The following is a 16,346-nucleotide window of genomic DNA, read 5'->3' as shown; positions in this document are numbered from 1 at the left end:
GTAACAACTTTATTGCGAAAATGTGAACAAAAGGCCGCATACTGGCTTTCTAGGTGACGTTTTAAGTATGTTTAATGCTGAAAAGGTAACCAAATGGGGAGCTTGGTTACCTTTTTTGATTTCTTAAGTATTCGTCATCAAGAGATCCCCTTGAAGATGTTTCACCCTTCATAACACAACGAAAGGTCACGAAGAACGGCGGGGGTAGTTCAATACTTCGGTCCTCTCACAAAGCCGAGTTCATTTCCATCCAAATCGCGTATCGTAAACTTTCTCGTCCCATAAGGGGTATTAAGTATTTCTTCAACCACTTCAGCTTTATCTTTCATTGATTCCCATAATCCATCCACATCATCAACTGTAAAATTAAATCGCGCATGGGAAGGTACATTCTCATCCTCCATAATAGAGAAAATAGCCCCTTCACCTACCTCAAAATGGGCATAATTTGGATTTTCATGGGGCCAGGTACCATTTACCTTAAACCCAAGAACGTTTTCATACCATTCAATAGCGCGATTTAAATTTGTAACATTTGCTCTTACATGCAATAGTTTAGTTTTCATTAAACTTACTCTCCTTCTTTTTTCATAACATTTCTTTCTATTAATACGTCTCGGTCATCCAAGGCAAAAAGTCCAGGCGACCAATTTTCTAATGTCCCGTATCCCCCAATAATTTTACCATCAATTTCATAAATATGGAATGTCATTTTATCTCCTGATTTTTGCTTTTCCTTTAAAAAATAAGAGGTTACTGTTGCTTCCTGGTCCTTGTAAGGTCCCAAATCTAAACCAGCTATTTTTATGGATTCCAATGCTTCTGGAAGATAATCTATGGTAATAGTCTCTTTCTTAGTGAACTTTTGGATATGCCACCCAAATGATGTTAAATACTCTTCATGCTCTTTTTGTATAGAAGTTGTATTACATCCAACTAAGAGGAAAAGACTCACAAACAAAACAATTTTTTTCAACTCCCAATCCCCCTCGTATATTATGTTTAGGCCCTTTCTTTTAAGCCCAGATTTTCTTGTTTTTCCTGCTTTAAAGGAAGGCAAAGAATTATGCTTATTTTACGATAATCCCAATGCTGGCAAGATATATAAGAGACTTGGATTTAAAGATATAGGCTATTGGATGATGAATAAATTTGAATGAGACCGGGCAAATTGCCAGATCTCTTTTATTTATTAATTTTTCATGCCAAAATTGTGCATCTATTTTGGAATGGTTCGCATCAGTTTCGGGAGTTTGCGCATCGTTTTACACGTTTTGCTCATCGTTCTAAATTTATCGCGAGGGCAATAATGAAAAAGCCTGGATGCAAAAGCACCCAGGCTGAATAAAACATTTTTATTGGTCTAACGTATTTCCTCTATCCACTGATGTGGGTTTTTTCTTATCAACGAACGGCCACCAGTTAGCTTTACCAAAGATTTTCACCATAACTGGGATAAACAATGGTAAAACAACCATAGCGTATAGAATCAAACCTACTAACACAATTGTTGCGATCTGTAAGAGGGATAGCACGCCAGATGGCATCATCGCTACGAAGGTTCCACCTAGAATGATCGCAGCAGAAATAATAACTGTACCCATTTTTCTCATAGATACGAGCATTGCTTCTAGTACTGGCTTTCCTCTATATTCGTTAAAACGGTCCATTAAGAAAATACTATAATCGATACCAAGTGCAATTAAAATAACGAAGGCAAAGAAGGATACGACCCAACTTAAGCCATCATACCCAACAATATTTACGAAAATAAACTCAGAGATCGCCATTGATGTGTAATAGGTAATAATCAATGAACCAATTAAATAGATTGGCATGATCATAGATTTTAACAAGATGACAAGAATCAACGTAATACCAATTAACATAAGCACTACAGTACGACTGTAGTCTTTATCAGACATAGTGGCTAAATCCTTGTTAATACTTGTAATTCCACCTACAGCTACTTGAGCATTTTCTAACTTGGTATCTTTCGTAACTCTAGAAATAGTTTCTTTAATTGGCTCGATTTGATCCATTGCTTCGCTTGAGTATGGATTCTCACTAAAGATTAGATCCATAGTCATTACTTTTTTGTTATCTGACAAGTAATGGTCAAGTAACTCCTGAAACTCCTCAGTTTCAAAAGTTTCCTCTGGAACATAGATTCCAATATTTTGAGAATCTGCAATGCCAGATAAATAGGTTGTAGCTTCCTCTAAACCTTCATAGATTTGATCCAACCCATCGGTAGCGTCTGTTAAACCACCTGTTAACTCAGACATTTGATCACCGAGTCCACTGAATCCATCCAATAACTCTTTCTGACCACCATTAATTTCTTCTACTCCATCTGTGATGGATGGAATATTATCAACAGCTTTTCCTTGGCCAGCCGCCATTTGTTCTAAACCAGACTGTAATTGATCCAAACCAGTTAATAATTCGCCCATCCCAGCAACTAAAAGTTCTTGATTGGCAAGGATGTCATTTTCAAAGGAAGTATTTGCTTGGGCAATGCCATTGCTAACACCATTCAAATTAGCGTTTAGTTCTGTAAGTCCTTGAGCTAATCCAGCTAGTTGTTGTTGTACTCCCTGAACAGTCCCTTTTAAACCTTGATAATACTGATCTTGCTCTATACCTTCATAGTTAGGGTTGTTCTCAAGAGCTGTGAAATATTGATTAGCCTGTTTAAGTCCATCAGATAATTGCTGAACTCCTTCCTCAACTTCAACATATTTTCCATACAACTGTCCAAGTCCAGCTTGCGCTTCTTTATATCCTGTTAAAAGTTCTCTACTTCCAGCAACTAATTTTTCAAAATTAGACTTAATTTCAGCTAACCCTTTACTTGCTTCTGCTGCTCCTAGAGAGCTATCTCTTAATCCTTGTTCAATTTCGGAAAGTCCACCTTGCAGTTGAACAATTCCTTCCTTTAATTCATTTGTTCCCGTTACAAGCTGTTCAATTCCATCTACTGCCTCTTCCAGTTGAGGCTCGGATTTTTTCATTTCAGAGCTAGCTTCGTGGAGTCCATCACTGATTTCTTTCACTCCATTATTAGCTTCTGTGATTCCATCCTTAAGTTGTTCAGCTTGAGAGGATACGAATAAATCATCTAGTATTTCTCCGGTTGGTCTAGTAACAGAGCGTACAACGTCCACTCCATTAATCTTGGCTAACTCATTACTAATTTCTTCGGCTAAAACTATATACTCCGAAGAATCCATTTCTTCATCGTTTTTAATAATAACTTGGGTTGGCATGGATTCTCCAGGTCCAAACCCGTCAGAAATAATGTTAAAGGCTTTTACAGATGCCACATCATCTCCCATCTCATTCAGGGAATTATAGGATAATTCTCCATCGTAGGTTGCTAGAAATGGGATGGTGATAGCTCCTACTATTAGAAGAGCTAACAACGGACGTGCAATGGAAAAACGTCCAAGCGTATCCCAAAACTTACTCTCTTTATGTTCAATTTTTCCACGTGTTGGCCAGAATAATTTTTTACCTAAAACCACCATAAAAAATGGAACTATAGTTGTTAAAGCTAAAAGTAATAGGGCAACACCAATCGCTACAGCAGAAGCAGATTGATAGAGTTTAAATTGAGAAAATCCAATCGCAGCGAAACCTGTCATTACAGCTAAACCACTATAAAAAACGGTTTTTCCAGCAGTACGATAGGTTTCCACAATTGCATCCGTTAGAGATTCATGATTTCCCATCTCTTCCTTAAAGCGACTGAGTAGCAAAATACAATAGTCCGTTCCTATACCAAATAAAATGGCTACCAAGAAAATCTGCGTATAGGATGATATTGGAAAGTTAAACTGATCAACTAAAAATGCAACTACTGATTGAGAAGCTAAGTATGTTAACCCAATGGTTAAAAGTGGAACAAATGGCGCAACGAATGAGCGGAATACCAATAATAACACTATTAAAATAAAGACTACGGTGATACCTTCTGTACGCTTTAATCCTTCCTGCGCATTCTCATTCAAATCCTCGTTGATCATCCAGTTACTTGTATAGTAATGGGCGACATCAATGTCTTCAATCTCTGTATATAGCAATTCAGAAACTTCTTTAGGACCACGTTCTTGGATATCGATACTTATAGAAGCTAAGACAGTATCCTTATCTTCTGTTACCAATTGGCCTTCTAGCTCTGCTTGGTCAAAATGGGTGGTAATACTCGCAATTCCTAACTTATCTTTGTTATCCTCAAGGCGTTGGATTGCCTCTTCCACCATAGCCATGTCGAGTGCTTTTCCATCCTCTTCATGAAAAACTAAGGCTACGGTAGTTTCCTCACCATCTTGGACCTCTGCTAGAATTTCAGAAGCTAACGTTGACGAATATCCCTCGGGAACTTCTAATTCCCCTTTTTCACTTACTAAATTTGCCATATTAGGCGCTGTCGTAACAAGCACAGCAGTAACTGCAATCCAAGCTAAAACAATAAACCATTTCCCCTTGATTATTCCTCTCATGATCACTCCTCCTGTGACTCTACTTTAATCTCCGTTAATACTCTTCCAAGCTTTTCGTAGGTTTTAAGAAAATCTTTAATTTCCTGCGGATCAAATTTACGTATTATTTTTTCAACTGCACAATGTACCCGCTCCTCTGTTCTTTGAAATAGATCCTCTCCCCCCTTAGACAAGGTCAAATAAACGACTCGACGGTCATCCTCATCCCTCGTACGCTCAATCAATCCCTTTGCCGCGAGACGATTGATAATAGCAGTGATTGCACTCTTTTTTACATCAAAAACTTCCGCTAGCTCCGTTGATGTACATTGATGGGTATTTTTAATGTATCTGAGCATATACTGTTGGTCATAAGTCAATTCTGCTCCAATTTGCTCTGTTATCAATGCCTCAGCCTTTTTTGTTACTGAAAAAGATAAATAAACATAACGATCAATAAGTTCTTGAATATGTTCTTTTTTCATCTCTATTCACATCCATAATAGTTTCATTGTTTAATTGTTAACGTATTTAACTATAATACGATTTTATGAGATAGTCAATTGATTTGAGAGGGGGATTTTTCTTTCTGAATTACGAGTTCTTAATTCATTTACAGGACTGTTCCAGATGTAAAACTCGACTTAGAGGTTGGTAATTTTTTGTTTGGCTTCTAATTATTAGGGGAACTCAATTATAGGTCAACCTTTATTTAGTTTGAACATGAAATTTTTGGCAAAACTCAATTATAAGCTTGCTATAATTCACTTTTATCTTTGATTTAGCAGAGAAACTTAATTAAAAACGGTTTTTAATTCACTTTTATTCATCATTCGTTGTCAAAACTCAATAAAGGACGCTTTATAATTGAGTTTTAGCACTCTACCATCGGTGAAACTCGATAAAAAAAGCCTTATTATTGAGTTTGACCTCTCTAGCATCTACAAAACTTAATTAAAAAAGCCTTATTATTGAGTTTGACCTCTCTAGCATCTACAAAACTTAATTAAAAAAGCCTTATTATTGAGTTTGACCTCTCTAGCATCTACAAAACTTAATTAAAAAAGCCTTATTATTGAGTTTGACCTCTCTAGCATCCACAAAACTTAATTAAGAAAGCCTTATAATCGAGTTTTGGCCCTCAACCACCTACGAAACTCAATAAAGCGAGATCTTTTATTATTTTTTCACCAACAAAACTTAAATTAAAAAAGTGCCCACCCCAAACGAGGCAGACACCTTTCAAACAAGACTCTTATTTCATTCTCTCTTTCCCTAACTGAATTTGTGCAGCTACTTGCTTCTGCGCTGTCCCTCCAAAACTAGAGCGAGCCGCCACAACGTTGTCAGGAGCTAATACTTTATAAATATCCTCTTCAAACAGAATACTAAATTGCTTATATTCCTCCATTGTAAGGTCCAACAAAAACTTTCCATTTTTAATGGAATAAAGAACAATTTTTCCAATGATCTCATGGGCTTCACGGAAAGCAAGACCTTTAGTGACCAAATAATCGGCTATATCGGTTGCGTTAGAAAAGTCTTGATTCACGGCTTGGCGCATGACCTCACGATTAACAGTCATTGTTTCAATCATTGGAGCCAACAGTTTCAGAGAGCCTTCTAATGTTTCAACTGTATCGAACATCCCCTCTTTATCTTCCTGCATATCCTTGTTGTAGGCTAATGGAAGACCTTTTAACACAGTAAGCAGTCCCATCAAGTTTCCATATACGCGGCCCGTTTTTGCACGAAGGAGTTCAGGAACATCAGGGTTTTTCTTTTGTGGCATAATGCTTGAACCAGTACAGAAAGAATCATCAAGCTCGATAAATTGAAATTCCTGACTGGACCAGATCACCATTTCCTCCGACAAACGAGAAATATGAGTCATGATTAACGAAGCAATAGAAAGGAACTCGACGATAAAATCACGGTCACTAACAGCATCCATACTATTCGGATAGATCATGTCAAAACCAAGGATATCACCCACCTTTTCACGTTCAATAGGAAAAGTTGTTCCCGCAAGAGCCCCAGCTCCAAGAGGAAGCCAATTGATACGCTTTTGACTATCTGTTAGACGCTCTTTGTCACGCTCAAACATCCAAAAGTAAGCCATTAAATGATGGCCAAAAGAAACTGGTTGGGCTCGTTGAAGATGTGTGTATCCTGGAACAATGGTTTCCACATTTTCCTCAGCCTGACCAATCAAAGCTTCTTGGACAGATTGAACCAATTCAATCAATTGCTTTGTTTTCGTACGTAAATACAGGTGCATATCCGTTGCCACTTGGTCATTCCGGCTGCGTCCCGTATGCAATTTTCCACCAACAGGACCAATCAATTCAATGAGCTGCTTCTCGATATTCATATGAATATCTTCATCAGCCACGGAGTATTCCATAGTTCCGTCCAAAACCTTACCCTTAATTTGTTGGAGGCCATCTTTAATTTTATCAACATCCTCCAATGGGATAATGTTGCAATCACCCAACATTTGAACGTGGGCCAAGCTGCCCTCAATGTCCTCGAGTGCTAATTTTTGATCGAAGTTAATAGAAGCCGTAAACTCCTCCACAAGCTTATTTGTTTCTTTGGTAAAGCGTCCGCCCCATAATTTTGACATGATTCATTCCTCCAGTACAAAAGTAGAGAGCGCCCTAAAAAGCGACGCTCTTCGTTGATTGCTTATAGTATAATCCATCTAGACTATTTCGCCAAAACAACCTCTTTTTCGGGCTTCTTTTGGTTCACCTGAGAGTAAACTTTAGTAGAAAGTCCCCAAAGTTTAATGAACCCTACCGCCGCATTGTGATCAAAGGCATCCCCTTTTGAGTATGTGGCCAATTCTTCATTGTAAAGGCTGTGTTCTGATTTACGGCCCACGACCATGTGGTTGCCTTTATGGAGCTTCACACGAATCGTACCAGATACCACTTCTTGAGTTTCATTGATAAAAGCATCCAAAGCAGACTTTAACGGTGAATACCATAGACCGTCATAGATTAGCTTAGAAAGCTGTTGATCTACATTCGCTTTATATTGAGTTACCTCACGTGGAAGAGTTAAAAATTCAAGCTCCTTATGAGCATTGATTAAAATTAAAGCTCCCGGGTTTTCATAAACCTCACGAGACTTAATGCCGACAAGGCGGTTTTCGATATGGTCAATACGTCCAACCCCGTGCTTTCCGCCAAGTAGGTTTAGCTCTTCAATTAAAGGAACAAGGTCCATTTCCTCTCCGTTCAACGCAACAGGAACACCTTCTTCAAAAGTAATCTCCACATATTCCGCTTCGTCTGGCGTTAACTCAATCGGATTGGTCCAATCAAACGCAGCTTCAGGCGCTTCATTCCAAGGGTTTTCAAGAACCCCCGCTTCACATGCACGCCCCCAAATGTTTGCATCAATAGAGAATGGATTTTCCTTGCTAACTGGAACAGGAATCCCTTTTTGCTCGGCATATTCTAGTTCTTCGTCACGAGTCATGCCCCATTCACGAACTGGCGCTATCACTTGTAAATCTGGATCAAGGGCCTGAATAGCTACTTCAAAACGAACCTGGTCATTTCCTTTTCCTGTACAACCATGGGCAACAGCAACTGCACCTTCCTGCTTCGCAACTTCTACTAACAGCTTGGAAATTAACGGACGAGATAATGCAGAAGAGATTGGATACTTCCCTTCGTACAAACAGTTTCCTTTTAAAGCTGGAACGATATATTCCTTTGCCAACATTTCCTTTGCATCTGTAATATAAGCCTTAATAGCCCCAACCTTTAAGGCCTTATCCTTAATTGCCTCAAGATCCTTTCCTTCCCCAACATCCAAACCAAGAGCAATCACATCATAACCATACTTTTCTTGGATCCACTTTATTGCAACAGAAGTATCTAGACCTCCTGAATATGCCAACACCACTTTTTCCTTTGCCATGTTAAAACCACTCCTCACGTGTATTCCTAGTGAATAATTATTAATTATACAGTATGTTTATACATTTTGCATTAAAAAAATAACATCTTTTCAGAAAAATTTCAATCGATTTACCACGGCTTTTTTTAAAAGTTCGATGTAAGTATTCAAATAGGTTTATAGATTAAGTTCAGACTCTGCGTTTTCTCCATGAACTAGACACTTCTAAAGGAACACTTAATTCATCAATGCTTTTAGAATGGCTTTTTGTGCATGAAGTCTATTTTCTGCTTCATCAAAAACAACAGAATGTGGACCATCGATAATTTCTGATGTTACCTCTTCCCCACGATGGGCTGGTAAGCAATGGAGAAAAATATAATCCGACTTAGCATGGCTACACAGTTCCTTATTCACCTGATAGGATTCAAAGTCCTTTAATCTTTTCTCCGCTTCCTCTTCCATCCCCATACTGGTCCATACATCCGTTACAATCACATCAGCATTCTGGATCGCTTCCACTGGATCACTAGTCACGACTACACTGCTTCCCATTTGCTTTGCAAACTGCTTCGCCTGATTGGTAATTTGCTGATTCGGTTCATAACCCATTGGACAAGCAACCGCAATATCCATTCCTACTTTTGCTGCACCCTCCATGAGCGAGTGAGTCATATTGTTATATCCATCCCCAATATAACTTAGCTTTAATCCAGCCAGCTTTCCTTTTTTCTCAAGAATGGTTAGTAGATCAGCCAGCACCTGAGCAGGATGATGTAAATCCGATAATCCATTTATGACCGGAACTGTCGCATGGTAAGCGAGTTCTTCCACTTTGGAATGCTCGAAGGTGCGGATCATAATCCCATCCACATAACGAGATAAAACCTTCGCCGTATCCGATATGCTCTCTCCACGTCCAAGCTGGATATCCTTTGAACTTAGGAAAATAGCATGACCTCCCATTTGTAGCATTCCTACTTCAAAGGAGACACGTGTTCTTGTTGATGACTTTTCAAAAATCATTCCAAGCACTTTCCCCGCAAGCACCGGGTCAGCCTTGCCAGCTTTCTGAAGCTTTTTCATCTGTAACGCATCTTGAAGAAGAGCCATTATCTCTCCCGTTGAGTAATCCGCAATCGTAACAAAATCCTTATGATTTACTCCCACATTCTTTATGGGCCATTCAACTTTACTCCCCATCTCATCACCTCATGACATATTGTTTTTTCTCGTGATACTCACCTAAGGAACGAACCATAGCATCAACATCTTTTTCTAACCCCAACACCATTTCAAACGTATCTAAACTTGTAAAACAAGGAACCTGGTATTTTACCGACAATTCCCGAATGAAAAATCCTAACTTTTCCTGGCTGCGACCTTGCGTCGGGATATTCAATACTCCTGCTAGTTTGTCAGATTTCCACCAGTCTTCAAGTTGGTTCTCGTCTTTTTCAACTTCAAGTGCTTTTACACCGTTCTCTTCTAAAAACTCCACAGTGCCTGTAGTCCCAATGATTTGGAATCCTTTCTCCACTGCCATCTTAATCAATGATAGACTTTCTGCTTTTGCTGGTTCGGATATGGAACAAAATAGATAAGATCCTTTTTCAATAGAGAGTCCCACTTGCTTCTCATCAAAATAAACGGCCTTTTGCATCGCCTCTTCTACCGTATTTCCAAGTCCTAAGACCTCTCCTGTCGACTTCATTTCAGGACCTAAAATGGAGTCCACTCCGTTTAATTTTGCAGAGGAGAAAACGGGCACTTTTACGGAATAGAAAGATGGCTCTTTTAATAAACCTGTCTCACCATCACCTATTGAATGAAGCTCTTCTCCAAGTTGAACACGAACAGCAAGCTCCACCATCTCGGTTTCTGTTACCTTACTCATAATGGGTACCGTGCGAGAGGAACGCGGATTTACCTCAAGCACATAAACCACATCAGCAGATACTACAAACTGAATATTCATCATTCCAATGATGGGGGCATTAGCAGCTATTTGTGTCGCATATTGAACAAGAGTATCCTTCGTCTTCTCAGACAAGGTGACGGGTGGAAAAATCATAGTGCTGTCTCCCGAATGAACTCCCGCTTTTTCCACATGCTCCATTATGCCAGGGATGACCACATCTTTTCCATCACTGATTACATCAACTTCACATTCCACTCCAGGAATATAAGAATCAACTAACAATGGAAATAGTTTTTCCCCCTGTTCTTCTTTCTCAAGACGACTGACATACTTCTCTAGTTCAATCTCATCATGAAAAATAAACATCGATTGCCCGCCTATCACGTAGGATGGCCTTACCAACACTGGATAGCCAATAGATTGTGCTTTCTTCAAAATTTCCTCTCCACTAGAAGCTGTTGCACCTGTGATATGAGGTATTTCTAACTTTTTAAGAAACTGATAGAATTGCTCTCGATCTTCCAAGGCATCGATAGCCTCAACAGAAGTCCCCAAAATAGGTATGCCTTCCTCCTGTAATTCCCAAGCCAGATTAATAGCTGTCTGTCCCCCAAACTGAATGAGTACCCCTTGGACCTTTTCCTTCTCAATGATCTGAAGAACATCTTCCACCGCCAACGGTTCAAAATAAAGTCGATCGGCAATAGAGTAATCCGTACTCACTGTTTCCGGATTGTTATTGATGACAATTGCTTCATACCCTAGCTTCTTCACAGCAAGTGCTGCATGAACAGAGCAATAATCAAACTCTACTCCCTGCCCAATTCGAATCGGACCTGATCCAATAACTAAAATCTTAGGCTTCTCAGAGGGTTCTACCTCATCCTCTCCTTGCCAAGTAGAGTAGTAGTACGGTGTTACTGCATCAAATTCTGCTGCACATGTATCTACTAATTTGTAGCCTGGCTTCCAATCAAGGTTCTTCCACTTTCTCCGAACCACTTTTTCAGGGATACCAAAAATCGATGCTATTCGGTGGTCACTAACATTTTTCTTCTTTGCTTTTTGCAAAAGTTCCAATGGAACGGTCTCCCAAGTATAGCCCGACAACTCCAAGTCCAACTGCACTAACCCACGAATGCTCTCCAAGAACCACGGATCAATCTCAGTGTGTGACTGAACATCTGATACACTCATTCCTCGATAAAAGGCCTCAGCAATTGCGAACAGCCTTACATCTGTCGCCGTACGAAGGTGTTCCACCAATGTCTCATCATCCATGGCTGAAACATTTTTCGTCTTCAACCCAAATAGTTTAATCTCTAGAGAACGAATCGCTTTATTTAAAGCCCCTTCAAAGGAACGATCTATCGCCATCACTTCTCCGGTTGCCTTCATCTGTGTTCCAAGTGTACGATTCCCCTCAGAAAATTTATCAAAAGGAAAGCGCGGTAACTTCACTACAATATAATCAATGGCTGGTTCAAAGGATGCGTACGTATTTCCTGTGATAGGATTCAAAATCTCATCAAGGTGATAACCAACCGCACATTTGGCCGCCATCCTTGCGATCGGATAACCCGTTGCTTTTGAGGCCAATGCTGACGATCGACTCACCCGAGGATTCACTTCAATAATGCAATATTCATTCGACTTAGGATTCAACGCAAATTGAATGTTACAGCCTCCCACAATGTGTAAAGAACGAATGACCTTCAATGATGAATCACGCAGCATTTGATACTGCACGTCAGACAATGTTTGAGACGGGGCAACGACAATTGAATCCCCTGTATGCACCCCAACTGGGTCTATGTTCTCCATGTTACAAACGACGATGCACGTATCATTCTCATCGCGCATCACTTCATATTCGACTTCCTTCCATCCCTTAATACTCTTTTCCACTAACACTTGATGAATTGGACTGGCGTTTAAACCATTTTTCAGGACTCTCTCTAGCTCAGCCTCGTTATAAGCAAAACCACCACCAGATCCCCCAAGGGTGTAGGCTGGACGAATAATGACAGGAAAACCAATTTCTTTGGTGAAATCCAGACCCGATTGATAGTCTTCTATAATTTTAGATTCCGGGATCGGCTCTTTAATATCGACCATGAGCTGTCTAAACTTCTCCCTGTCTTCCCCCTGTTGAATCGACTCAACGGAGGTTCCCAGCAAATCAACGCCGTATTTTTCTAAAATATTATTTTTATATAGGTTTACACTTAAATTGAGACCGGTTTGCCCCCCAAGCGTTCCTATAACACCATCTGGACGTTCCTTGGCAATGATTTTATCCAATGACTCAACTGTTAGTGGCTCCATATACACTTCGTCAGCAATGGTTTGGTCGGTCATGATGGTAGCGGGGTTGTTGTTGACGAGAACAACTTTCAGACCTTCCTCTTTAAGAGCCAGGCAGGCCTGTGTTCCTGCGTAGTCGAATTCAGCGGCCTGCCCAATGACGATGGGACCGGAACCAATCACAAGTACTTTCTCTAATCCTTTACGTAATGGCATATTGAAACTCTCCTACTGATGAAATTTGGTCAATGAACTGTTGGAACACATGAGCCGTGTCGCTTGGCCCAGGATGAGCTTCAGGATGAAATTGAACCAATTCAATTGGATATTTTTTATGCTTCAATCCCTCTATTGTTTGGTCATTGATATTGCGATACGTTACTTCAAACTCACTCGTCTTAATACTGGCAACTGTCACCACATAACTGTGATTTTGCGGTGTCATATGAACCTTGCCCGTTTTAATCTCCTTCACGGGATGATTCCCCCCGCGATGACCATACTTCATCTTTTCTGTCTTTGCACCGTATGCTAACGCAATTAACTGGTGCCCTAAGCAAATCCCTAGACTTGGGTATGTTTGAGTAATTTTCTTAATCTCCGGAAACCATTTTTCAAGTGCCATCGGATCCCCCGGCCCATTACTAAACACAACCCCATCCGGCTGCAAACTCTGCACCTGCTGAAACGAATAAGAATACGGAACCACCGTCACCGCACACCCAGCATGCTGTAACGCCTTCAAAATTGACTTCTTATACCCATAATCTATTAACACCACATGTGGCCCGCGCCCCAGGTATTTCTTAACGGCCTTTGTCGACACCTGCCCAACCCAGAACTCTTTTTCTTTTTCCTGAAAAATTTGTGGTTGGGGGGCCTCTTCGGCTGATAGGTAGCCCTTAACCGTTCCTTGTTTACGTATGGCCTTAGTCAGCGCCCTAGTGTCCACACCAGTTAGGCCAGGAACACCAACTTGCACCAGCTGTTCGGATAGTGATTGTACCGATTGATAGTGGCTGGGCTCCTCACAGGCATTCCCAATAATGACCCCAGCAAGCGTTGGTTTCTTACTTTCGTTATCTACTAAATTAATTCCGTAGTTTCCAATCAACGGATAACAAAACGTTAAAATTTGCCCTGTATAGGATGGATCTGTCATCATTTCCTGATACCCTGTCATGCTCGTGTTAAAGACAACTTCTCCTAAGCTATTAGTTTGACTTCCAATCCTTATTCCTTCGAAAACCTCACCTGTTTCAAGGACAAGATATCCTTTCTCCACACAAAAACCTCCCTGCAACCATTTGATGCTTCCTTTGCTTATAATTTATGATTATACATTTATTAGAATTTTTATTCAATAACAATACGATAATTTGGTTAATTTTTTATTTTTATTCAAGTCATTGTATATTTCAGGTGGTTGAGTGAGGGTGCTATTAGTTAAACTTATATAAACTTGTGTTCTATTTGCGTAGTTTTACCTGGGAAGAGGATTCTCAGTCAATAGAACGGCTCTATTTACGCCTTTTCTCTTTAGGAAGTGCAATATCAGTCAATAGAACGGCTCTATTGACGCCTTTTCTCTTTAGGAAGTGCTATTTCGGTCAATAGAACGGCTCTATTGACGCCTTTTCTCTTTGGAAAGTCCTATTTCGGTCAATAGAACAGCTCTATTTACGCCTTTTCTCTTTGGAAAGTGCTATTTCAGTCAATAGAACGGCTCTATTGACGCCTTTTTTCTTTGAAAAGTGCTATTTCAGTCAATAGAACGGCTCTATTTACGCCTTTTTTCTTTGAAAAGTGCTATTTCAGTCAATAGAACGGCTCTATTTACGCCTTTTCTCTTTGGAAAGTCCAATATCAGTCAATAGAACGGCTCTATTGACGCCTTTTCTCTTTGGGAAGTCCAATATCGGTCAATAGAACAGCTCTATTGACGCCTTTTCTCTTTGGGAAGTCCTATTTCAGTCAATAGAACGGCTCTATTGACGCCTTTTCTCTTTAGGAAGTCCAATATCAGTCAATAGAACGGCTCTATTGACGCCTTTTCTCTTTGAAAAGTACTATATCAGTCAATAGAACGGCTCTATTTACGCCTTTTCTCTTTGGGAAGTCCTATTTCAGTCAATAGAACCTTTCTATCCACACATTTTCACTCATATAGACGGAGTATCAGTAAATAGAACCCCCCTATTGAAATTTAAAAAGCACTCCACCAAAAGGAAAAGGAGGAGTGCTCAAATCAACATTCTATTTATTCATCTTTTTTCGCATAAAGTTTTTTAAATAACAAGGATTGTCCAATTAGGAATAGACCACCGACTGTCCAATATAATGGAAGGGCAGCTGGTGTTGTAAAAGATACAAACCCGATCATTAATGGAGATAACAGTCCCATGAAAGCCATTTGTTTTTGTTGGGCAGGGTCCATCCCAATCATACTTACTTTAAATTGTAAGTAATAGATGGCTGCTGCAATAAATGGCATCACATAATCAACCTGTCCTAAGTTGAACCATAGAAAAGTATGAGAAGCAATCTCTGGTGTCCTTAAGATTGCATAATAGAAACCTATTAATATCGGGAATTGAATAATCAGCGGGAGGCAGCCTATCGATGCTATAGGGTTAAATTGATGCTTTTGATAGAGTTGCATCATTTCCTGCTGCATTTTTTGGCGGCTTTCAGGATCCTTCTTCCCTTTATATTTATTTTGAAGCTCATCTAATTCAGGTTTAATAACCTGCATCTTTTCACGAGAAGCATAGCTACCTTTAGACTGTTTCATCATAAGAGGTAACAAGGCTAACCGTATAAGAAGGGTCATGGCGATAATAGAAAGACCATAGTTTCCACCTAGTAATTCCGCAATCCATTTAATTAACTGGGAAAAGTTATATACAAAATAATGGTTGAACCATCCTGAAGTTTCCGCATTGATGGGTTCGTTGGATACACCACATCCTGTTAAAACAAGAACTAATAACAATAAAACTAAGCTATATTTTTTTGTGGAAGTGAATACAGACATTGTTGTCCTCCTTGAGATTTATAATCTAGATGTAAAAAGGAACAACAATGGTGACCCTCTGAGTCATTTTCCGGGCTTTCTTTCCGTTTAATTTTTTCAGAAATCCAGGTTTGTATTCGGTGCCTTAGTCCTAAGATACGATGCTCACACCAGGCAATAAAATCTACCATCTCGGTATTAGAGATATAATATGAGTTACTCGTGACATAATGAGGAGCAATGGTAATTGATGCATAAGAAAATGCAAAAAACAAAAGAAATCCCACATATAAATAAAACGGAGAAAAATCACTTAAAATCTCATTCAATATTTCGAGAATCATCTGTACTCACCTCCTTCACGATAAAAAAGATACTTACCCATCATCTTACATTTCTTTACGATTGTCAAAAGAGAAAAGATTCCTTTTTTTCCAACACAAAAGAACCTCTCCTTATAGATTTACATACTATAAGGGAGATTCTTTTGTGTTGGTCCCTTAATACGGATTTTCATTTTACTTTATCTCGCATTAACGGGTAGTAATACCCCCACCTCAAGTCTTACGGGAAGAGAAAAGAGTAGGTAGGGGATAAACTTCCATGAAAATAAAACATTAAATTTTTCATCCTTGTTAGTGATGCTTGTTTCATGATTGGCTGCCCGTAAATGTCCGATTGGTTCAAGGACCTTTAG

Annotated in this window: 11 protein-coding genes and 1 pseudogene; 1 reads left to right on the top strand and 11 read right to left on the bottom strand. The window is 39.5% G+C overall.

The genetic code is table 11. From position 1 onward, the window contains the following. Nucleotides 1–209: 209 nt before the first annotated feature. A complete protein-coding gene (locus RZN25_16305) occupies nt 210–566 on the bottom strand; it encodes a VOC family protein (protein ID MEQ6378375.1) in 357 nt (118 codons plus the stop codon). Between the two features lie 5 nt (nt 567–571). Beyond that, nucleotides 572–976: a DUF4830 domain-containing protein gene (locus tag RZN25_16300; GenBank protein MEQ6378374.1), complete on the bottom strand. Its 405-nt coding sequence runs from the start codon at nt 974–976 to the stop codon at nt 572–574. Between the two features lie 70 nt (nt 977–1,046). On the opposite strand from RZN25_16300, the pseudogene RZN25_16295 reads away from it, so the two are divergent. After that, nucleotides 1,047–1,160, top strand: a pseudogene (locus tag RZN25_16295) (GNAT family N-acetyltransferase). A 195-nt stretch (nt 1,161–1,355) separates the two neighbouring features. Here the strand turns inward: RZN25_16295 and RZN25_16290 are convergent. From RZN25_16290 to RZN25_16250, 9 genes are all read right to left on the bottom strand, one after another. After that, nucleotides 1,356–4,508, bottom strand: a complete 3,153-nt coding sequence (locus RZN25_16290; GenBank protein ID MEQ6378373.1) for an MMPL family transporter — start codon at nt 4,506–4,508, stop codon at nt 1,356–1,358. A 2-nt stretch (nt 4,509–4,510) separates the two neighbouring features. Further along, entirely contained in the window at nt 4,511–4,972 is a 462-nt protein-coding gene (locus tag RZN25_16285) for a MarR family transcriptional regulator (protein MEQ6378372.1), read from the bottom strand. 770 nt (nt 4,973–5,742) lie between these two features. After that, nucleotides 5,743–7,116: an argininosuccinate lyase gene (argH, locus tag RZN25_16280; GenBank protein MEQ6378371.1), complete on the bottom strand. Its 1,374-nt coding sequence runs from the start codon at nt 7,114–7,116 to the stop codon at nt 5,743–5,745. Nucleotides 7,117–7,199: 83 nt separating this feature from the next. Then, nucleotides 7,200–8,426, bottom strand: coding sequence for an argininosuccinate synthase (locus RZN25_16275; GenBank protein MEQ6378370.1), 1,227 nt, complete (start codon nt 8,424–8,426; stop codon nt 7,200–7,202). Nucleotides 8,427–8,642: 216 nt separating this feature from the next. Then, nucleotides 8,643–9,608, bottom strand: coding sequence for an ornithine carbamoyltransferase (gene argF, locus RZN25_16270; protein MEQ6378369.1), 966 nt, complete (start codon nt 9,606–9,608; stop codon nt 8,643–8,645). A gap of 4 nt (nt 9,609–9,612) precedes the next feature. Then, nucleotides 9,613–12,849 (bottom strand): carbamoyl-phosphate synthase (glutamine-hydrolyzing) large subunit, encoded by a 3,237-nt coding sequence (gene carB / locus RZN25_16265; GenBank protein MEQ6378368.1) that lies wholly within the window; start codon nt 12,847–12,849, stop codon nt 9,613–9,615. After that, the gene (locus tag RZN25_16260) at nt 12,836–13,918 is read right to left on the bottom strand and encodes a carbamoyl phosphate synthase small subunit (GenBank protein MEQ6378367.1); all 1,083 of its coding nucleotides are present in this window, start codon (nt 13,916–13,918) and stop codon (nt 12,836–12,838) included. The genes carB and RZN25_16260 overlap by 14 nt, the downstream gene beginning before the upstream one ends. Before the next feature lie 975 nt (nt 13,919–14,893). Further along, entirely contained in the window at nt 14,894–15,670 is a 777-nt protein-coding gene (gene yidC / locus RZN25_16255) for a membrane protein insertase YidC (protein ID MEQ6378366.1), read from the bottom strand. Further along, a complete protein-coding gene (locus RZN25_16250) occupies nt 15,634–15,993 on the bottom strand; it encodes a hypothetical protein (GenBank protein MEQ6378365.1) in 360 nt (119 codons plus the stop codon). Before RZN25_16250 ends, yidC begins: the two co-directional genes overlap by 37 nt. Between the last annotated feature and the right edge of the window lie 353 nt (nt 15,994–16,346).

The organism is Bacillaceae bacterium S4-13-56, from assembly GCA_040191315.1.
Lineage (GTDB): Bacteria > Bacillota > Bacilli > Bacillales > JAWJLM01 > JAWJLM01.
The sequence above is the reverse complement of the archived record's forward strand: the minus strand, read 5'-3'. Positions and strand labels throughout refer to the sequence as shown.